18 protein-coding genes are annotated in these 19,482 nt (G+C 38.2%); 7 read left to right on the forward strand and 11 right to left on the reverse strand.

Annotation, left to right across the window (positions count from 1 at the left end; all coding sequences use genetic code 11):
• Positions 1 to 40: 40 nt before the first annotated feature.
• Both A5816_RS08935 and A5816_RS08940 read right to left on the reverse strand, forming a co-directional pair.
• Positions 41 to 1,084, reverse strand: a complete 1,044-nt coding sequence (locus tag A5816_RS08935) for a HAMP domain-containing sensor histidine kinase (protein ID WP_086311194.1) — start codon at positions 1,082 to 1,084, stop codon at positions 41 to 43.
• Positions 1,085 to 1,086: 2 nt separating this feature from the next.
• The gene (locus tag A5816_RS08940; RefSeq protein ID WP_010731912.1) at positions 1,087 to 1,755 is read right to left on the reverse strand and encodes a response regulator transcription factor; all 669 of its coding nucleotides are present in this window, start codon (positions 1,753 to 1,755) and stop codon (positions 1,087 to 1,089) included.
• 141 nt (positions 1,756 to 1,896) lie between these two features.
• Here A5816_RS08940 and A5816_RS08945 point away from each other — a divergent pair, with 141 nt between their 5' ends.
• Positions 1,897 to 4,233 carry an ATP-binding cassette domain-containing protein gene (locus tag A5816_RS08945; RefSeq protein WP_002373291.1) on the forward strand — a complete coding sequence of 779 codons (2,337 nt, stop codon included), beginning with the start codon at positions 1,897 to 1,899 and terminating at the stop codon, positions 4,231 to 4,233.
• A gap of 220 nt (positions 4,234 to 4,453) precedes the next feature.
• Here A5816_RS08945 and A5816_RS08950 read toward each other — a convergent pair whose 3' ends face one another.
• Complete coding sequence (locus tag A5816_RS08950; protein WP_024635432.1) at positions 4,454 to 4,765, reverse strand: hypothetical protein; 312 nt, start codon at positions 4,763 to 4,765, stop codon at positions 4,454 to 4,456.
• Between the two features lie 179 nt (positions 4,766 to 4,944).
• Here A5816_RS08950 and A5816_RS08955 point away from each other — a divergent pair, with 179 nt between their 5' ends.
• From A5816_RS08955 to A5816_RS08965, 3 genes are read left to right on the forward strand one after another with little or no spacing between them, the layout of a single operon-like run.
• Complete coding sequence (locus A5816_RS08955) at positions 4,945 to 6,420, forward strand: UbiD family decarboxylase (protein WP_086311195.1); 1,476 nt, start codon at positions 4,945 to 4,947, stop codon at positions 6,418 to 6,420.
• Between the two features lie 46 nt (positions 6,421 to 6,466).
• Positions 6,467 to 7,051 carry a UbiX family flavin prenyltransferase gene (locus tag A5816_RS08960; RefSeq protein ID WP_002373294.1) on the forward strand — a complete coding sequence of 195 codons (585 nt, stop codon included), beginning with the start codon at positions 6,467 to 6,469 and terminating at the stop codon, positions 7,049 to 7,051.
• Between the two features lies 1 nt (position 7,052).
• Positions 7,053 to 7,472, forward strand: a complete 420-nt coding sequence (locus A5816_RS08965) for a hypothetical protein (RefSeq protein WP_025478406.1) — start codon at positions 7,053 to 7,055, stop codon at positions 7,470 to 7,472.
• A gap of 228 nt (positions 7,473 to 7,700) precedes the next feature.
• On the opposite strand, the gene A5816_RS08975 is transcribed toward A5816_RS08965, so the two are convergent.
• The 3 genes from A5816_RS08975 to A5816_RS08985 all read right to left on the reverse strand — a co-directional run bounded on the left by A5816_RS08975 (position 7,701) and on the right by A5816_RS08985 (position 10,272).
• The gene (locus tag A5816_RS08975) at positions 7,701 to 7,985 is read right to left on the reverse strand and encodes a DUF1905 domain-containing protein (protein ID WP_002373296.1); all 285 of its coding nucleotides are present in this window, start codon (positions 7,983 to 7,985) and stop codon (positions 7,701 to 7,703) included.
• Between the two features lie 107 nt (positions 7,986 to 8,092).
• On the reverse strand, positions 8,093 to 8,803 hold the full coding sequence (locus A5816_RS08980) for a DUF4811 domain-containing protein (RefSeq protein WP_002373297.1): 711 nt from the start codon (positions 8,801 to 8,803) through the stop codon (positions 8,093 to 8,095).
• A complete protein-coding gene (locus tag A5816_RS08985) occupies positions 8,800 to 10,272 on the reverse strand; it encodes an MDR family MFS transporter (RefSeq protein WP_010731905.1) in 1,473 nt (490 codons plus the stop codon). Before A5816_RS08985 ends, A5816_RS08980 begins: the two co-directional genes overlap by 4 nt.
• 137 nt (positions 10,273 to 10,409) lie before the next feature.
• Here A5816_RS08985 and A5816_RS08990 point away from each other — a divergent pair, with 137 nt between their 5' ends.
• Entirely contained in the window at positions 10,410 to 10,883 is a 474-nt protein-coding gene (locus A5816_RS08990; RefSeq protein WP_010731904.1) for a MerR family transcriptional regulator, read from the forward strand.
• A 156-nt stretch (positions 10,884 to 11,039) separates the two neighbouring features.
• On the opposite strand, the gene A5816_RS08995 is transcribed toward A5816_RS08990, so the two are convergent.
• Complete coding sequence (locus A5816_RS08995; RefSeq protein WP_002373300.1) at positions 11,040 to 11,594, reverse strand: PadR family transcriptional regulator; 555 nt, start codon at positions 11,592 to 11,594, stop codon at positions 11,040 to 11,042.
• Between the two features lie 104 nt (positions 11,595 to 11,698).
• On the opposite strand from A5816_RS08995, the gene A5816_RS09000 reads away from it, so the two are divergent.
• On the forward strand, positions 11,699 to 12,229 hold the full coding sequence (locus tag A5816_RS09000; protein ID WP_002314051.1) for a phenolic acid decarboxylase: 531 nt from the start codon (positions 11,699 to 11,701) through the stop codon (positions 12,227 to 12,229).
• A gap of 226 nt (positions 12,230 to 12,455) precedes the next feature.
• On the opposite strand, the gene A5816_RS09005 is transcribed toward A5816_RS09000, so the two are convergent.
• A complete protein-coding gene (locus A5816_RS09005) occupies positions 12,456 to 12,899 on the reverse strand; it encodes a GNAT family N-acetyltransferase (protein WP_002373302.1) in 444 nt (147 codons plus the stop codon).
• A gap of 15 nt (positions 12,900 to 12,914) precedes the next feature.
• A complete protein-coding gene (locus A5816_RS09010; protein WP_086311196.1) occupies positions 12,915 to 14,075 on the reverse strand; it encodes a class C sortase in 1,161 nt (386 codons plus the stop codon).
• 300 nt (positions 14,076 to 14,375) lie between these two features.
• Between A5816_RS09010 and A5816_RS09015 the strand changes: the two genes are divergently transcribed.
• Positions 14,376 to 16,076: a hypothetical protein gene (locus tag A5816_RS09015; RefSeq protein WP_080283891.1), complete on the forward strand. Its 1,701-nt coding sequence runs from the start codon at positions 14,376 to 14,378 to the stop codon at positions 16,074 to 16,076.
• A 101-nt stretch (positions 16,077 to 16,177) separates the two neighbouring features.
• Here the strand turns inward: A5816_RS09015 and A5816_RS09020 are convergent, their stop codons facing one another.
• Positions 16,178 to 17,008 carry an endonuclease/exonuclease/phosphatase family protein gene (locus tag A5816_RS09020; RefSeq protein ID WP_002373308.1) on the reverse strand — a complete coding sequence of 277 codons (831 nt, stop codon included), beginning with the start codon at positions 17,006 to 17,008 and terminating at the stop codon, positions 16,178 to 16,180.
• Between the two features lie 188 nt (positions 17,009 to 17,196).
• Positions 17,197 to 19,362, reverse strand: coding sequence for a PTS transporter subunit IIBC (locus A5816_RS09025; RefSeq protein WP_038398418.1), 2,166 nt, complete (start codon positions 19,360 to 19,362; stop codon positions 17,197 to 17,199).
• Positions 19,363 to 19,482: the final 120 nt, after the last annotated feature.

Consider the following 19,482-nt stretch of genomic DNA (forward strand, 5'->3'; position numbering starts at 1 on the left):
AAAACCTTCAATAGAATTTTTAGGGGTTTTATTCTTTTTCCTATTGTTTACTTAACCGTATCATTGCTGTCGTTCCTACTCCTTCGATACTGCTATAATCAATACGGCCATCATGCAGTTCTAGAATTTTTTTGACCAGTGAAAGTCCTAGCCCATTCCCAGAAATTTGACGACTTGTATCTCCTTGATAAAATTTTTCAAACATTCGATCTCTGGTCTCTTCATTCATTCCTACACCTGAATCGGTCACTTCCAGTACAATCTCTGTGGCTGTCTCAAATAGTTTGATATGAATCTGTCCATTGACTTGATTGTACTTTATGGCGTTATCCATGATATTCAACCACACTTGGTACAAAAACTCTTCATTGCCTGTGTAATTTACTGCAGCAAGTTCGATATCCAATTCTAGCTGTTCTTTCTCCCATTTAGGCTGCAAAAAAACGATTACTTCTCGAATTTGTTCATCTAATCGGTACTCTTCCTTTTCCAGTTGGATACGCTGGTTTTCCAGTTTGTTCAATTTTAAGATGTTCTCTGTTAATTGTGAAAGCTGCGTGATACTTTCGATAATCCGATATAAAAATATTTGGCGTTCTTCGTCAGAGAGATTTGGGGCTTGTAACAATTGTACATATCCTTGGATCGTTGCTAATGGTGTTTTGAATTCATGGGATACACTGGACACAAAATCATTCCTCAATGTTTCGATACTATTGAGTTCTTGGACCATAACATTGAAATCTTTATACAGTTGCTGTACTTCTGCTACTTTCTGCTGTTCATCCATTCGAATCGAAAAATCTCCCGTTGCTACCAGACTCATATTTGTCCCTAGTGCACTGATTGGATGCAGAATACGCCGCCCAACAAAAATCGATATTCCTGTACCCACGACCATACTGAACCCTGCAAAGACGAATAACGGGTATAGCGTTGGTTTTCCAGCCGATTCAGCAGGTGAGATAGAATGTCGAGACAATAAGAAAATAAAACCGAGAAAACACAGCAGTGTCACTAAGATCGAAATGAAGACGATACTAGCAAAATAGATCCATAATTGTGAAAATAGCTTTTTTTTCATCTTTAAATAACCGCCTTATAGCCTAGTCCCCGTACTGTCATGATTTGAAAATCTTCCGTCTTTTCAAAACGGGTCCTTAAACGTTTGATATGTACATCGATCGTTCGTTCTTCTGTATTCGTATCTAATCCCCAAATATCATCCATCAACTGTTGGCGAGTGAAGATCTTATTGGGATAAGACAGTAATTTATACAGAAGCAGAAATTCTTTTTGAGGCAGAATCAACGAATGCTGATCTTGTAACACTGTATAAGTATCCAGCTCTAATTTTGTTTGTCCGATTATCAAGCTACTGCTGTAATTGATCTTTGAACGTCGAAGCAATGCTTCCACACGTAGGATCATCTCATTGACATCGATGGGTTTTGTCATATAATCATCTGCTCCTAATTTGAACCCGCGTTTCTTATCCTCAAAATCGGTCTTTGCCGTAATCATTAGAACAGGTGTGTCAAATCTAGTGCTACGTAATGAGTCTAGCAAGTCATAGCCATCCATTTTCGGCATCATGATATCTGTAATGATCAATTCTATACGTGTCGTTTCTAGTTTTTTCAGCGCATCCTCTCCATTCAGTGCAGTGATAACTGAAAAGCCCGCTCGTTCCAACACAGAACGGTAAAGCAACTGTAATTGCGGATCATCTTCTACTATTAAAATACGATTCATTGTTCTCCCTCTGTTTTTTGAAAAATTTCTAGATTTTTTCTTGCAGTTCATCTTCAGTTAACATTTATTTCGTATACTACGATTATTGTTCTGATATACTTATTAGTATACCGAATATTTCAATACGGGAGAAGGGTGATTATGCTTCAATTAAAAGATATAAAAAAATATTATAAAGTCGGCGAAACCACCACTAAAGCATTGGATGGTGTGTCTGTCGCTTTCAGACAAAAAGAATTCGTAGCGATTTTAGGTCCTAGTGGTTCTGGTAAAACGACTATGCTGAATGTGATTGGTGGACTAGATAATTATGATTCCGGTGATATGGTGATCAACGGAAAGTCTACTAAAGACTTCAAAGACAGCGACTGGGATGCCTACCGAAACAATTCTATCGGGTTCATTTTCCAAAGTTACAACTTGATTGGTCATTTAGGCATTATTGAAAATGTTGAACTTGGGATGACATTAAGTGGTGTTTCTAAAGACGAAAAACGAAAACGGGCAGAAGATGCCTTGCATCGGGTCGGCTTGACAGATCATATGCACAAAAAGCCAAATCAGCTATCTGGTGGACAAATGCAGCGGGTAGCAATCGCTCGAGCACTAGCCAATGATCCAGATATCCTTTTGTGTGATGAGCCAACCGGAGCTTTAGATACAGAAACAAGTATTCAGATCATGGAACTGATCCAAGAGTTATCGAAAGAAAAATTAGTAATCATGGTCACACATAATCCTGAACTGGCCAATCAATATGCAGACCGGATCATTGAATTTTCTGATGGTAAGATCTTAACGGATTCCCATCCTCACATCGAACGACCAAAGGATGATCAATTTAACCTACGCAGAACGAAGATGAGTTTTTGGACAGCGTTGAAGCTTTCTTTCAACAATATCCGAACAAAAAAAGGACGTACTTTCTTGACTTCCTTTGCTTCCAGTATCGGGATCATCGGAATCGCGATCGTCCTTTCCCTTTCTTCTGGTTTCCAAAAGCAAATCGATAACACGCAAGCTGAAACGATGGCGAAATTTCCGATCACTATTTCTAAGGTAACAACTAACCAGACCCGTGACGATGCTGGATTGGGCGCAAGCAAAGCAGATTATCCAGACAGCAAAACGATCACAGCAAAAGTCAGCGAAGAAGACAAAGCACAGCATACGAATAAAATCGATCAAACATATGTCGATTATGTAACAGACATCGATCCTAATTTAAGTAATAATATTGGGTTTACTCGTACAACAGGAATCAATCTTTTACGTGATGTAAATGGCAAAGTACAGCCTGTCAGCTTCTCGAATCAAAACCCTGATACGGAATCTCTTTCCTTGTCTAGTACGATGTCAGCAATGACAGGTGTGGGAGTGTCAAGTTTCCCTACACAGCTTGACACTAGCAAAGAAAACTTTTTAAAAGACAATTATTCTTTACTTGCCGGAAGTTATCCAGCCTCAGCAACAGATGTCGTGCTGATCGTAGACGGCAACAATAATACTAATATCAATGCATTGAAAAATCTTGGATTTGATGTGAAGGAAGACGAAAAACTTGATTTCGATGATATCGTCGGTACAACATTCAAGTTAGTAAACAACAATACTTACTATACAAAACTTCCCACTGGGAATTTCATTCCTAATACAGATTATGATTCGATGTACCAGAATTCTTCAGATGAATTGAAGATTTCAGGAATCCTACGCGTGAAGTCTTCTTCTACAATGAATCTCTTATCGCCAGGAATCGCTTATAGTGATCAATTAACGACTCAAATCGTCAATGAGAACAAAGAATCAGAAATCGTCAAAGCCCAAAAAGACAGTGATGTAAATGTCTTAACTACTGAAAAAGTTGACGAAAATACCAAACAAACATTGCTTAGTTATTTAGGTGGAGACAGCTTGCCTTCAAGTATCATGATTTATCCGAACAATTTTGAAGACAAAGAAAAAATCTTGGATTATTTAGATGATTACAATAAAGGCAAATCAGATGAAGATAAAATCATTTATACTGATTTAGCTGGAACGATGACTGAACTGACTGGCGGATTGATGGATGCTATCACTTATGTCCTCATTGCTTTTGCAGGGATCTCTTTAGTAACAAGTATGATCATGATCAGTATCATTACTTATACATCTGTGATTGAACGGACAAAAGAAATCGGTGTACTAAAAGCTTTAGGTGCACGGAAAAAAGACATCACTCGCGTATTTGACGCAGAAACGTGTATTTTAGGTATTTCTTCTGGGATACTAGGTGTGTTTATTGCCTGGCTAGCTACATTCCCTATCAATAGCATCTTGTACAGCATGACGGATCTAAAAAATGTTGCGCAACTAAATCCTGTCCATGCAATCATTCTAGTGATTGTCTCTACTGTATTGACGATGCTTGGCGGTCATCTTCCTGCACGAATGGCAGCGAAAAAAGACGCCGCTATCGCTTTGCGTGCAGAATAAAGCTATTCGTTTTTTCCAATTACTACAAAGGGTTGTGACAAAATTGTTGTCACAACCCCTTTTTTGAATAAACAGCTTTTTCACAACCTCTGATTCACGGTGTTCCTGAAGTAACTTCTTCGGAAATAAGCCGAAATGTCACAAAAATTTGAGAAGCAATTTTCGTACATTCCTTCTTATTTCTTGAAGCTGACCACTTCTGTCACAACCTCTTGCCTATTTATAATTCTGGAATATGATTTTCCCCCTCGAGCCACAGCTCTTGCGGTGTATATTTGTCTTTTCCATTTATGAATACTGTTCCATCTGCTTCAATCGTTACTTCAGTCCCAATCCACATGTTAGTAGACAGAGCGAGAAGATTTTTTCTTTTTCCTCTTCCTTTTTTTCCAAATTGCAAGGCATCGGTTATCTCTTCTGTCCAATGAGATTTCACGTATTTTACTTCCCCGTTTTCAAATGTAACTTTCAAAATATTCGCTATATTTTCTACTTTTACTGCTTTAGGAAACGACTCCTCCATTTTTTTCACTTTCCTTCCATTAGCATTTAGTATGCGCTTTCTTATTGTTGTAAGTATATCATAGTTTATTCTATTATCAAAAAACGTATTCATTCCATTAAGGAATATTTTATCAAACAAGTTGAATTGTTTTCCTCCTTTGCACCTTTTACTATAGATAGGTAAAGACAACTAAGGAGGAATTTCTCATGACAGATCAACCGTATGATTTAAGAAAAGTCATCGAAGAACTAAAAACACTTCCAGGTCAATATCACGAAACAGATATTGAAATCGATCCTGAAGCAGAATTATCTGGTGTTTACCGTTATATCGGTGCTGGCGGTACAGTAAAACGTCCGACTCAAGAAGGACCAGCTATGACTTTCAACAATATCAAAGGTTTCCCCGGCACACGTGTGAACATCGGGACAATGGCTAGTCGTAAACGTGTAGGCGAAATTTTGCACCATGATTATCGAACACTTGGCCGTTTCTTGAAAGACGCTGTAGAAAATCCAATCAAACCTGTGAAAGTAGACAAAGCAGACGCTCCAGCACAAGAAGTCGTTCATCTAGCTACCGATGCAGACTTCGATATTCGCAACATTTTGCCTGCACCTAAAAACACTCCTGAAGATGCAGGTCCATACATCACAATGGGTGTAGTCTTAGGATCAGATCCAGAAAAAACAATGAGCGATGTAACGATCCATCGTATGGTCCTAGAAGACAAAGATACGATCGGCATGTACATCATGCCTGGTGGTCGCCACATTGGTCACTTCCAAAAACAATTTGAAGCATTGAATAAACCAATGCCTATCACTATCAATATTGGTTTAGATCCAGCAATTGCCATTGGTACGACTTTCGAACCACCTACCACTCCACTTGGCTACAACGAACTATGGTGTGCAGGAGCTTTGCGTAACGAACCTATTCAAATCGTTGATGGTGTAGCAGTCGATGAAGTGGGTATTGCTCGTGCTGAATTCATTATTGAAGCAGAAATCATGCCAAATGAAACAATGCAAGAAGATATCAACACGAACTCAGGGAAAGCAATGCCAGAATTTCCTGGCTATACTGGGGATGCTAATCCAGCTGTACAAGTAGTGAAAGTCAAAGCAGTTACTCACCGAAAAGACAATCCAATCATGCAAACAACGATTGGTCCCAGTGAAGAACACGTATCTATGGCCGGTATTCCTACAGAAGCAAGTATTCTTGCCTTGGTTGATAAAGCTATTCCAGGAAAAGTAGTAAATGTCTACAATCCTCCTGCAGGTGGCGGTAAATTGATGACCATCATGCAGATCCGTAAAGAAAACGAAGCGGATGAAGGTATCCAACGCCAAGCAGCTATTCTTGCTTTATCAGCCTTCAAAGAATTGAAGACAGTCATTTTAGTCGATGAAGATGTTGATATTTTCGACATGAACGATGTAGTTTGGACTTTCAACACTCGTTTCCAAGGAGATAAAGACGTCATTGTGATCCCAGGAATGAGAAACCATCCATTGGACCCATCAGAATTACCAGAATATAATCCCGGCTCTATTCGTTTCCGTGGGATGAGTGCAAAAACTATCTTTGACGGTACAGTTCCTTTCGATATGAAAGAACATTTTGTACGTGCAAAATTCCAAGAAGTAGAAGATTGGGAAAAATATTTGAAATAATGAATGATCTGCAACTGTTTTGACATCATAAAAAGGAGTGCGGAAAATGGAACAATTGGCACAACGGAAGAAAAAAATCGTGATTGGTGTAAGTGGCGCTTCAGGCACCATTTATGCCATCAACCTAGTGAAGAAACTAAAAGAATATCCGATGGTAGAAACACACGGAATCATCAGTCCATGGGCAAAACAGAACTTAAAGCTGGAATCTGACTTATCACTAACTGAATTCGAAAGCCTGTTTGATTACCATTATTCAAACAAAGATTTAGGTGCTGCTGTCGCCAGCGGATCATTTTTGACCGATGGAATGATCATCGTACCGGCAAGTATGAAAACAGTCGCAGGTATCTCTGTTGGTTTAGGCGACAACCTGATTGCACGTGCTGCTGATGTAACAATGAAGGAGCAGCGAAAGTTAGTCATTGTTCCTCGTGAAACGCCATTAAATGCCATTCACTTGGAAAACTTGACTAAATTAGCACGACTAGGTGTGCAAATCATACCACCGATCCCCGCTTTTTATAATCAGCCTCAAACGATCCAAGATCTTGTTGATCACCATACAATGAAACTTTTGGATCAATTTGGGATTGTAAATGAGCATTCAAAACGTTGGCAAGGTGATTAATATGGAAAAAGAAACGATAGTTGAAGTAACAAAACTAGGTTTCACGATCCAAGCTGCTGTTAAAGTAATTGGTAAAGACTTATTGATTACTTTAACAGGCGGAGATACACCACATATCGGAACAGTCACTACATTTTCACGTAATACAGAGATCCAAACTGTACGTTTCCCTAGCCACGATGGTCGGTTCCATAAAGACGATGTCTTAGCCGAAAAAATAGCTGTGATCATCAAAAATGCCGTTCCGGGAAGCTGTACGATCACTTCTGGTATCCATGTTGACCATATCTCCAATGCACAAATCAACGCCTCTTTTCCGATGTCAGAAGAGTTAGGTTACAAGATTTTAGATTGGTTAGAAAAAACAGATTTCCATATCAAAGAACCAGTTTATTATAAAGATGGTGAAAAACCATTATGAAAGAAGAGGTTGTGAAATCAGCGTTATGAGCGAATACCGAGGGTCAGCTGATTGAACACCGTTTATCAAGAGGTTGTGACAAAGCCGCTTCGTTTCGAGTAGTAAGAAAAATTTTGTAAACATGGGTTTCCACATTTTTGCATAAATTTGACTTACTACCGAGAAACTGGCTTTTGAACACCGTTTATCAAGAGGTTGTGACACATCTTTTGTCATAACCTCTTGTTTTTATTTTTGCTTCACTGTAACTGCTACGATATCACCAATATCTTTACCAATGTTTTTACGAATATCTTTTCGTAGTCCAAGGATATAGCAGACCGAACCATCTAAATTTTTCACGCCCATATTCACGATACTGCCTTCGTACGGCACATTGTCAAAAGTTGCTTTGACTTTCACTCTTCCAGCACCGAATTCTTCTCTTATATCATATGGAAAAACAATATACGCGCCACCCTTACCGACTTCGGAAGCATAGATTTTTGATTCAAAAGAATAAGTTTTCCTCATTTTATTTCTCCTGTTTTTTACATCTAGTATAGCATAGCAAAAAAAGAAGGAACTGTGACAAAAGTCTTGTCGCAGTTCCTTTTTCCGAATAAACGGTGTTCAAAATATTATTCACCTTTTGCTTCTTTCACTAATTTCGCGAATGCTTGTTGTTGGAATTCAGCAGCTAAGGCTTTCGTACGTTGTTCTTGCTCTGCTTTGCTCATTTGCGGATTTTCAGTCATTGCTTTTACCATACCGTCTTGCACATAAGCTTTTGCTTCACTTTCCATCGTACTTTGCTCTTTCTTCACTAATTCAGCTAACTTGGCTGCTTGGTCCGTACTTAATTCTACCCATGTCTCTGGGATTTTGAATGTATTCACTCGGCTGTCATATTCGTGATTGTTATCAGCAATATTGAACCAGAATTTATACATATCGTTTTTGTATTCCCAATAAGTAGTTTTCGTCACTTTTTCAGCATCGCCGTCTGTCTTTTCTACTTTATTTGTTTCGTTATCCGTACCAGTTGCTTTTGGTTTCTCTTGTTTTTCACTCGTTCGGTAAAGATACACTTTTTCTTTTCCATTCCCTAAAGCTTTATACAAAAGCATATCTGCTCCTTGGGAATCAGCACTGGAAACAATTTTTTCTGTTTTCGTTTCCGTTACTTTTTCCATTCCAAAGTGATTGGACAAATTAGCGACGATCAAACTTAGTGAAGCGACGAAGATTAGTCCGAAAATCAAAGATAAAAAGGTTTGCCATGTTTTTTTAGCGAACACGTTCGTTAAAGCAAAAGCAAGCAAGCTGACAATCAAAACTCCAATAATCATGCATTATCCCCCGCTTTCGTTAGAACAGGTTCTTTTTTCTTCAATAAAAAGGCAATAATAAAGCCAAGGATCCCAAAGATGATCGCTACGATAAACGCGGCATGGTAACCTGACAGTGTGGCATTGATTGCCTGATCTTTATAAGCTAATGGCGTATTGTCCAATACAGATTTGCTTGGGATATTTGCTTTTGTCACATTCGTCAACACACTGATCAAAATAGCTGTACCGATCGAGCTTGCAATTTGACGGAATGTATTATTTACCGCTGTCCCATGACTGATCAAGTTATTTGGCAATGCATTCATACCAGAAGTGGTTACCGGCATCATGACCATGGAAATCCCAAACATACGGATCGCATAAAGGATCACGATATATAAAACTGGAGTCGTTTTTGTCAAGAAAGCAAATGGTGCAGTTGCGGCTGTTAAAATGAACATCCCTGTAATGGCTAAACGTTTCGCGCCGTATTTATCGAAAATCGCACCCGTAATAGGCATCATAGCCCCCATGATCAAAGCACCTGGCAACAACATCAAGCCAGAATGGAATGCTGATTCTCCGCGAATGTTTTGGATATACAACGGCACGACCATTTCTGCTCCTACCATCGCCATATTCGTTACACCGGCTAAAACAGCTGCAATCGTAAATGTAGATGATTTGAATACACGGAGCTCCAAGAATGGATGTTCCAAATGTAATTGACGCCATGAGAACAAGGCGATGAAAATCACACCAACGACTAAGAAACCAATTACTTTCAAGCTTCCCCAGCCATCATCACCTACACTAGAAAATCCGTAAAGCAAACTACCGAATCCAATCGTTGACAAAATAGCTGATAAAATATCAATGCTAGGATTTGACAATGGAATAACACTTTTCATTAGGAAGAATGCTAAAACCAAGACAAGAACAACGATTGGCAGTACCATACCAAACAAGTCACGCCAATGATAGTTATCAATGATGTAACCAGATAATGTAGGACCTAAAGCAGGAGCAAGGCCAATAACGATTCCTGACATCCCCATTGCTGATCCTCTTTTTTCTGGTGGGAAAATAGACAACATGATATTTTGCAATAATGGCATCGATACTCCCACACCGCAAGCTTGGATCAAGCGACCGATTAGTAATGTACTAAAATTAGGTGCTGTAAAACAAGTAATCGTTCCGATCAAAAAGATCGTCATGGCAGAAAGATATAAATTTCTTGAACTGAATTTATTGATCAGCCATGCTGTTATTGGGATCATGATCCCGTTGACTAGCAAGAAACCAGTCGTTAACCATTGCACATCAGACGCTGAAATATCGAAAGCTTTCATCAATGTAGGAAAAGCTGTCGTCAATAAGGTCTGATTCAAAACGGTACAAAATGTACCAATTAATAAGACAACAACTAAAAGTGTCCGATTATATGGTTTTCCGTAAATATCTACGGGTTGGTTGTTACTCATATTTCTCCTTCTTTCTGAATTTTTTCTGAAACTACTAGAATACTTTAGTCCTAAATCTACCATTTGTCAACCTACTTGACACATTGGTTAATACAGCTATAATTAAGGAAAGTAAGAGGACAAAAGGAGTGACAAAAATGGTTGGTGCTTCCCTTAAACGTTTGTTGGAAAACGATCAATTGGTTGTTGGCATCAGTGAATTAAGTGATATCGTCGGTGTGTCTCCACGTCAATTAAGGTATTGGGAACAAAAGGGATTCATTCGTTCGATCGAAGCTGATGCGAATTGTCCTAGAAAATATCGTTTGCCTACAGTTATAAAAGTAGAACTGATCAAAAAATACTTAGATGACGGATTTACCTTATCTAAAGCTGCAGAAAAGGCAGAAATCCGACAAAAAAAAATGCATCATGTCCGCAAAGTTTTTTCAAAAGCAATCAAAGATATCGAATTGATCGACGAACGCTATACGATTTTACAAATTGGTAACTTCAAAGAAGAGAATGCTAAGATGTACATCATTCATGACAACGAGACAGACGAATTGTCTTACAAACTCCTTCCTGTCGATGAAAAAGCTGACTACGATCAGCTGTTAAAAGAATTCTAAGCCCCGCTAATCTCCTAAACATCAGACTTTTTAAAAAGTAGATGATACATATAACACTTAGAAAAAGCCTGTTTGAACATAAGAATATCCGAACGGTGATCTGTATTTCTTTCACATAGAAAGGAAGCATCCATCACTGTTCGGATATTTTTTAGTTTATTTTTTTCGGTTGTTTTCTTCTTCCAATACATCTGTCAGCCAACTTGCATATTCTGTTTCCCGATTGATCGCATGCGCTAAAATCAAGTAATGTCCGTAATTTTCATGTTTTTCTTTTTCTGTAGGAAAGATTGTTTTTTTCCGCTCTAATAGATGAAGTCGTTTTTCTTCATGAAGATCACGCTGCTGCTGGATGATTTCTACTAATGCCGGATCATTCACGTCTTTGACGAAATACAATTTTAAAACGAATTCGTCTCGATTAGCCGGCAGTTCATTGGTCGGTGTATGAATCCACTCTGCTAATTGTTCCTTCCCTTCTTCTGTTAATTCATAAACTTTTTTTTCCAATTTTTCGCCTGTGATCTCTACTTGATGCTGAATGATTCCTTGCTCTTCCATTTTTGCCAGCTCAGGATAAATCTGACTATGTTTTGCTTGCCAAAATTCTCCTATTTCATTTTTGAATGATTGATTCAATTCATATCCTGTCATCTGCTTCTTACTCAATAACCCTAATAAAATATAGCGAAGTGTATTTTTTCTTGCCATCAGTTTTTCCTCCTTGACAAATCTTTAAATCCATTCTATCATAAATGAGTAATCAAAAACATGTAGTTTATTACATGTTTTAATTTATAAGGAGATGCTTAATCATGAAAGAATTTAAAGAATTGGAAGATTTTATTGGAACTCACTTTATTTATACGTATGACAACGGTTGGGAATATGAATGGTATGCAAAAAATGACCATACTGTCGATTACCGTATCCACGGCGGAATGGTCAAAGGTCGTTGGGTAAAAGACCAAGAAGCTGATATCGTTAAATTGACAGATGGCGTATTCAAAATTACTTGGACAGAACCAACAGGGACAGACGTTGCATTAGACTTTATGCCAAATGAAAAGAAACTTCACGGAATGATCTTTTTCCCTAAATGGGTTGAAGAACATCCAGAAATCACTGTTACTTTCCAAAATGAACATATCGCAGAAATGGAAGCAGCTCGTGAAAAATATGAAACTTATCCAAAATTACTTGTTCCTGAATTTGCTACGATCACTTATATGGGTGATGCAGGTATAGACAATGAAGATGTTATTAGTGAAGCACCATATGATGGAATGCCTGATGATATCCGTAGCGGAAAATACTTCGATGAAAATTATAAACGAGTAAAATAAGGTTGTGAAAACTGCGTTATGCTTTGAGTAATAAGAACGCTAGTCAGAAAATAGCTTTTCATATTTTCTAGGCTAGTGGGCTTATTACCGCAGATGCAAGCTTTTGAACACCGTTTATCAAAGGTCGTAACATCTGCATCTTCACACAGTTAAAATAGTGACTTCAAAATGAAATAATGCTCCCAGCAAAAATTAGGCTGGGAGCATTATTTCGTTATTCTGTTCATCAAAAATCATTAGTTTGATTCCATTGCATCACAAGTTCCTCCTCATTTACTGCTTCATCTTTTTGCAGTATTTGAATGGTAAAGCCTTGTGAAAGATAGAAATGAATAGCTGATTGATTTTTTTGATAGACTGTCAAAGTCAGTGTTTTATTGGTTTCTTTTATTTTTTTCATTAGTTGCGTACCGATTTTTTGTTGCCGGTATTCCCTCTTTACAAAAATCCCTGCGATGAACTGATCGATCACCCCAGCAAAACCGATGATTTCCTGATCTATTTCTGCTAAATAAATCACTGCCTCTGGCAAAGCTTTCTTAACAGATTCTATTTGACTCTCCCAATAAGTTGGTGAGATGAATCCATGAGAATCCAAATTAGCATGCAGCCAAATCGATAGAACAGTTTCCAGTTCTTCAGCAGACAATTCTGTTGTTGTACGAATCATTTTTTCTCTCCTTACTTAGTCATTGAGTTTAAACCAAAAACCATTTTTTTGAAGTTCTTTCACTAGTTTTCGCCCCTCAAAAAAGTACATCTTTTCTTGTTTTAATTTTCTGATACCAAAAGAAGCAGCGACTTTAGGATCATCAACTGATACGATTCGATAAGTCCCACCAGGTAATTGATCCAGCTTGACTTTCCCATAATGATCGCTTTGCACTGAAAACGGCACACCGTTTCTAGTAAGTGTTTTTTTCTTATGTTTCAAAATAAATGAGCCACCATTTACTGGATTTCCTGCTGAATCACTTATAATAAATGAAAAATCAAGCACTTTTTTACTTAACCGATACTGATAAATCAGTCGACCAATAAACAGTAACAGTATGACTACAGCTATTATCGTTCCTGCAAGAATAAGCAACTGTCGCAAAGTTCTTTCCTGATTTCCTTTTTCTTCTTCGTTTTTTACCGATTCACTATAAGGAATCCGATGTCCCGTCACTAGCAAACGATGCGTGTTGATCATATACGGTGTACATGTAAGCAAGGTAACTAAGTCTTTTCCTTCTTCAATCGTTAGAACAGACGTGTCATCTGGCAGTACCACTTGTATATTTTCAACTTGATAAGCCAATTTCTCCCCCAAAACAGTCAAAATAAACGTATCTCCGTGTTCTAAGCGATCTAACTCGGTAAATAATCGTCGATTGGGTAACCCGCTGTGAGCAGAAATCACTGAATGCGTCGAATTTCCACCAAGTGGGAAAGAAGTTCCTTGTAAGACGCCTGCTCCATTCTCAAGAATCATGCCATTAAGCCGGTCATAAAGTGAAATATTTATTTGGATTTTAGGTATATTGACACTTCCGATCAGCCATTCCTCTAATTGGCTGGATGTCGTGCTTTCATTTCTGTTCTGTTCATCGAAAGGATCAGCCCCAGGATTGAATCCTTGGTCAGTTAATCGTTGGTTTTGCTCCTCCATTTTCTTTCGCTGTGCTTCATTTTCGGCTGCGGTTCGTTTTTGTACTTGTTCCATTCGTTTTTGATCCATAAGACTATTTAAAGAATCCACATAAAATGGATACAAAGCGATTAGTAACCCTACGACGATACATATCAATAAAAATAAACGAAACAAAAGCCGACGAGACTGTTTTTGCTTTCTCTGCTTCACATGTGTCCTCCCTTGCAAGTTTTTTTGTTCTTTCTTTTATTATATGGGTTCAGGAAAAAAATAGAAAATGAAAGCCGATGAGGTTGTGAAAACTGCGTTATGCTTTGAGTAATAAGAGCGCTAGTCAGAAAATAGCTTTTCATATTTTCTAGGCTAATGAGCTTATTACTCAAAACAAGGGAGGCGACATGGCTTTGTCACATCCTCTCTCCTTAGAAATTTCACTTATGTTTTTATTGTAAAATTCATAAATATTTTCATAAATTTTCTAATTTCTTGCCTCCCTACCGCATAGGATATATGATGAATTTATCTAAAGTTTGCAAAGGAGTTCGACAATTGAAAAAATATGGCCCGTTTTTAGCAATTTTTTTCATTGCTTTGGCATTTCTCATGCCTCATTTATTCACACATAAACTAATTTTGGGTGCTGATGCCCCCTTCCATTACAATCGGTTCTACGATGCTGCGCAACAAATCAAACATGGGGATTTCCATTATTTTCCTTCACTTTATGGATTCCAGCAAAGCGGTAGGATCGTTAATGCCGTTTACGGCCCATTTTTTGCTTATTTACAAGGATTGATCGTGTTGCTTGCAGGTAGTTGGTTTCACTATCAGATTCTTTCAAATTTTATTCTTTATCTTATTTCAGGATTTTCTATGCTGATTTTACTGAGATATGTCAATGTTCGGAACTGGGTAAGTGTACCAGTAGCCGTTTTATTCATGAGTACGTATTCTATTCAATATTGGTCTATCAATCAAGGATTCACTAGTTGGGGAACTTGTTTCTACCCTTTATGCATGATCCCTATTGCTGATTTCGTCCTTCATAAAAAGTTTCCTGTGATCAAAGTTGCGATATCAGTTGGACTTATGACGCAGATTCATCTACTGTCTTCGATCATGTTAGCTTTGATGTATATTCCTTTTTATCTTTATTACTTTTTTAAACAGACTGAAAAAGGAAAAGCACTGCTTCAACTGATCAAGTCGGTCTTGCTTTATTTTGTTCTGACAGCAAATATTTGGGCAGGACTGGCTATTGTTTACAGCGGGAATAAGATTCTTCCTCCCTTTGTTAACAGAGAAATGAGTCAAAAGGCGATCGACCTAGATGGCAGTTATTGGCTTCATTACCCTAAAGCCTTTCCGATATTGATATTATCAGGTTTTTTGCTTTTTATTTTCTTTCAACAAAAGAACACCTTGTTCCAAAAAATCGTGTTGTACACAAGTCTTGTTTTCTTTTTTCTTTCTACTAGCTTGATTCCATGGACGACATTGATCGAAAAAAATGTGCCTTTTATTAGCTTAATTCAGTTTCCATTTCGATTTTTCGTCCCATTTACGCTATTGCTTCTGCTTTACCTTGCCCTTTCACTAAATCAATGGTCTGAGCAAAAGTGGTTCCGTCTTTTAGGTATATTGGGTATTCTTATTTTTTCTGCACAGACGATCCAAAACTTATACCAGCATCTAGAAAAGTGGGAGAATGAAACATTTGTCAGTCGACATACTTATCTCTTCGATACACCGGAAGAAGCAAGGAAAACATTCTTCAGTAAAGATATGTCTACCAGCTTATTCGTTTTTCAAAAAACTACCCCTGACTATCTCCCAATCTATAAGGAGACAAAAGACAACAAATATGACCGATATAACGAAGAAATATTAGAAAACGAAACAACTTTCATAAAAACACATCCAGGTGGTCTTTTGACAATCAAGTGGAAAAATACTGGGGACAAAACGGTTCATATCCCTGTTATCGTTTATGATCGGACTGTACTACAGCAAAATGGAAAAACATTGACTGATTATGAATTAACGGATATCGGGACCCCAATTGTGAATCAGCAAAAAGGGATCAACGAGCTCACGCTTCATTATCGAACGCCGGTCTATTTCTATTTCATTCTTTCTCTTACTTTGATTGGTTGGTTTACCTTGCTGTGCTTATTTATTTATCATAGATACAAGCATCTACATGCTTAGTCAAAACGGATGATACATCCAATCAAAAAAACTCTCCGAACGGTAGGATCGATCGGAGAGTTTTATTTTGTTTAGTTTTTTTGTGTCATATTTTTGTTCGTTCATCGTCCATCTATTTCGATTTCAACCCCATAGTGATCACTGATGATTGGACTATCGATCCCGTCAAAAATCCGTTGATATTTTTTTACTTGTACTCCTTCAGGGACAAAAATGAAATCTATACGCAATTTTTCTGTATTTTGTTCCCAACCATCAATCTTCTTTTCCACAGTAGCAGCCTTGCCTTTTTCATTCGCGATAACATACGAATCTCGAAGAAGAAGACCACTTTCCTTTACTATATGATAACCTTCAGAATTTGCTGGATTATTGAAATCACCTAGGAAAAAAAGTGGTGTGCGAGTTTCAAAAAAGTAGTTTTCCAAGTTTTTCCACTCAAAATAAAAGCCGCTTTTTTTATCTGTCCACCAAGAAAAGTGGCAGCTAGAGACAAAAATATCTTGATCATCCATTTTTGTTTTTCCAATCAAGATCTTGCGCGTCCGGTAATCTTCTTTCTTTTGAGATTCGGAGACGGTGAGGACCTGACTTTCCAATGGTCTTTTCGCAAGCAACGCATTTCCTTCTTCATATTTATCATAACCGATGTGGCTCATTTCCCAACTCCAAAAATACTCTTTTCCTTGTTCTTTTAAAAGCTGGACTAAACAGTAGGCAAAATTATCTTTGCGGATAGGAACTTGATTCTCTACTGGACAGAACTTCATTAGTTTTGCAGGGTCTGCTTCTTCAGATTCCAGTAATTGGTTGATTTCTTGTAAAGCGATCACTTCATAATCTTCTAACAGGATCTTCTCTGCTAATTCCTGTAATTTTTTCTCTGGTTCTGGCTCAAGCCAGCTATGGGTGTTCAATGTCATGAATTTCATGGTTCTTCTCCTTCTCTTCATTTCGAAACAAAAGGGGTTGTGACAAAATTTTGTCACAACCTCCCCAGTAAACAGTGTTCAATCAGCTGACCTTCGGTATTAGCTCAAAAACGGCAAAATATGAGGAGCTATTTTTCCGTTTTGTCTCTCTAATACTCAGGTCAGGACGCTGATTTCACAACCTCCCCTTATATTTTAATGGAGCCGATCACTTTACCAACTGCCACTGTCCCTAATTGCTTGATCACTACTTCTTCCACTTTATCATTCGTAAATACGATCATGATCGTTGGATCTTTTTCTTCGTTTTGGATCACCTCAAGATTCATCTCAGCTAATTTCGTTCCTGTTCCTACTTTTTGTCCTTCTTTGACAGCAATCTCAAAAGCTGACTGATTCATTTGGACTGTATCAATCCCCATATGGATCAAAACTTCGACGCCATCTTTCGTTTCTAGCCCAATTGCATGTTTGCTAGGGAAAATACTTGTCACTTTTCCAGCGATCGGCGCAACAACTTCTCTTGACGTTGGAATAACAGCAAAGCCATCACCCATCATTTTTTGTGAGAATACTGGATCTTTTACTTCAGCTAAAGGAATCACTTCCCCAGAAGCTGCGGAAACTAGTTCTTGTTCTATACCTAAGTAATGCTTACTATCTGCTTGTCCATTTCCTGTAGAAACCATTTGCGGCTCTGGAATCTCTGCTCCTGATTGCAACAAATCTTCGATATCTGATTTCAAGACATCTGCTTTTGGTCCATAAACTGCTTGGACTCCATTGTCTTTGACGATTAGCCCCATTGCTCCTGCTCGTTTCCAGGCTTCTTCAGTCCCAACTTTTTCCCGATCGTTTACACTTACACGTAAACGAGTCATACAGGCATCGACATCTTTGATATTTTCTTTTCCGCCCAACAAATGAATGATCTGAACCACTTGCTGATCTGCTGTTCCTGTTCCACTGTTAGATACAGTGGTTTCTTCACTGTCATTGTCATAATTTCCGTTACGCCCAGGTGTAGCAAAGTTGAATTTTTTGATCAAGAAATTTGCTAAGAAATACGTAACAACACCAAAAACGATCACACATAACACGAAGTTGATAAGATCTGCACCTAGACCCGCTTTGATAGCTAATGGTGTCCGCGTCAGCAATTCGATATTTCCAAATGAATGGACCCGCAATGGTAAAATGTCTGCCATCGCAAATGCAGCTCCCTGAATGACTGAATAAATGGCATATAATGGTACAGCCGCAAACATGAACATGAACTCCAATGGTTCTGTTACACCTGTTAGAAAGACAGCTAACGCTGCTGAAAAATACATTGATTTATATCTTGCTTTCTTATCAGGATCGACATTACGGTACATCGCAAATGCCATCCCCATCAAAATACCCGAAGAACCAATCATTTGTCCTACTTTGAAACGAGCCGGTGTCCAGTTATGCAACACAAATTCATATTGTGACATATCCCCTGCACCTCTAAGATTCACTAAATCAGTGGCCCAAGCTAACCATAACGGATCTTGTCCAAAAACTTGTGTTCCTGCCTGTGCACCTGATAAAATCTCGTACGATCCGCCAAGCTGTGTATAGTTGATAGGAATCGTCAGCATATGATGCAATCCGAACGGTAATAGCAAACGTTCCAATGTACCAAATAAAAACGGTGCTAGAATCGGTGCGCTTTCCTGTGATTCTGCAATCCATAAACCAAAATTATTGATTCCGGCCTGTACGTTTGGCCACACAACAGCAAGAATCAATGCCACGATCGTTGACCATAAGATAACGACAAACGGAACAAAGCGCTTTCCATTGAAGAAAGACAAAGCATCCGGTAATTTTCTATAATTATAGTACTTATTATAAGCCATTGCCCCGACAAAACCAGCGATGATCCCTACAAATACACCCATATTCAAAGCTGGTGCTTCCAACACACTTGTAAAGAACCCTTTAACCATGATTTTCGTACCGAAAAGAGTGTGAGTAAACGCATCTTCATTCGCAAGCATGTCGCTTGTGACACCAAAGATGGCCCCAGTGATCCGATTGATCAAAATAAATGAGATCCCCGCAGCAAATGCCCCACCTGCTCGTTCTTTTGCCCAACTTCCTCCTATTGCTAAAGCAAATAAAATATGAAGATTACCAATAATTGCCCAACCAATATTTTCTATTACTCCGCCCGTTGTAACAAGCGGCGTCCACTCAGGATTGATCAAAGGAATTGATTTCCCTATACTGATCATCAATCCAGCTGCCGGCATCACTGCCACCACAACCATTAAAGCCTTTCCAAATTTTTGCCAAAACTCAAAACTAAATATCTTTTTCATTCCGTTTAGCTCCTTTACGCAATCGGTTTCGTTAAATGTATTATAGCGTGCGTTTTCTTTTTTGTAAATGCTTTATTTTTTATTCTTCTGTCTATACCATTCTTTAAAACCCATAATACA

The organism is Enterococcus sp. 3G1_DIV0629 (assembly GCF_002141285.1).
GTDB lineage: Bacteria > Bacillota > Bacilli > Lactobacillales > Enterococcaceae > Enterococcus_B > Enterococcus_B lactis.

Coding starts and splice junctions, on each gene's coding strand:
- A5816_RS08935 (WP_086311194.1), bottom strand. CDS start 1,084: ATGAAAAAAAAGCTATTTTCACAATTATGGATCTATTTTGCTAGTATC.
- A5816_RS08940 (WP_010731912.1), bottom strand. CDS start 1,755: ATGAATCGTATTTTAATAGTAGAAGATGATCCGCAATTACAGTTGCTT.
- A5816_RS08945 (WP_002373291.1), top strand. CDS start 1,897: ATGCTTCAATTAAAAGATATAAAAAAATATTATAAAGTCGGCGAAACC.
- A5816_RS08955 (WP_086311195.1), top strand. CDS start 4,945: ATGACAGATCAACCGTATGATTTAAGAAAAGTCATCGAAGAACTAAAA.
- A5816_RS08960 (WP_002373294.1), top strand. CDS start 6,467: ATGGAACAATTGGCACAACGGAAGAAAAAAATCGTGATTGGTGTAAGT.
- A5816_RS08965 (WP_025478406.1), top strand. CDS start 7,053: ATGGAAAAAGAAACGATAGTTGAAGTAACAAAACTAGGTTTCACGATC.
- A5816_RS08975 (WP_002373296.1), bottom strand. CDS start 7,985: ATGAGGAAAACTTATTCTTTTGAATCAAAAATCTATGCTTCCGAAGTC.
- A5816_RS08980 (WP_002373297.1), bottom strand. CDS start 8,803: ATGATTATTGGAGTTTTGATTGTCAGCTTGCTTGCTTTTGCTTTAACG.
- A5816_RS08985 (WP_010731905.1), bottom strand. CDS start 10,272: ATGAGTAACAACCAACCCGTAGATATTTACGGAAAACCATATAATCGG.
- A5816_RS08990 (WP_010731904.1), top strand. CDS start 10,410: ATGGTTGGTGCTTCCCTTAAACGTTTGTTGGAAAACGATCAATTGGTT.
- A5816_RS08995 (WP_002373300.1), bottom strand. CDS start 11,594: ATGGCAAGAAAAAATACACTTCGCTATATTTTATTAGGGTTATTGAGT.
- A5816_RS09000 (WP_002314051.1), top strand. CDS start 11,699: ATGAAAGAATTTAAAGAATTGGAAGATTTTATTGGAACTCACTTTATT.
- A5816_RS09005 (WP_002373302.1), bottom strand. CDS start 12,899: ATGATTCGTACAACAACAGAATTGTCTGCTGAAGAACTGGAAACTGTT.
- A5816_RS09015 (WP_080283891.1), top strand. CDS start 14,376: ATGATGAATTTATCTAAAGTTTGCAAAGGAGTTCGACAATTGAAAAAA.
- A5816_RS09020 (WP_002373308.1), bottom strand. CDS start 17,008: ATGAAATTCATGACATTGAACACCCATAGCTGGCTTGAGCCAGAACCA.
- A5816_RS09025 (WP_038398418.1), bottom strand. CDS start 19,362: ATGAAAAAGATATTTAGTTTTGAGTTTTGGCAAAAATTTGGAAAGGCT.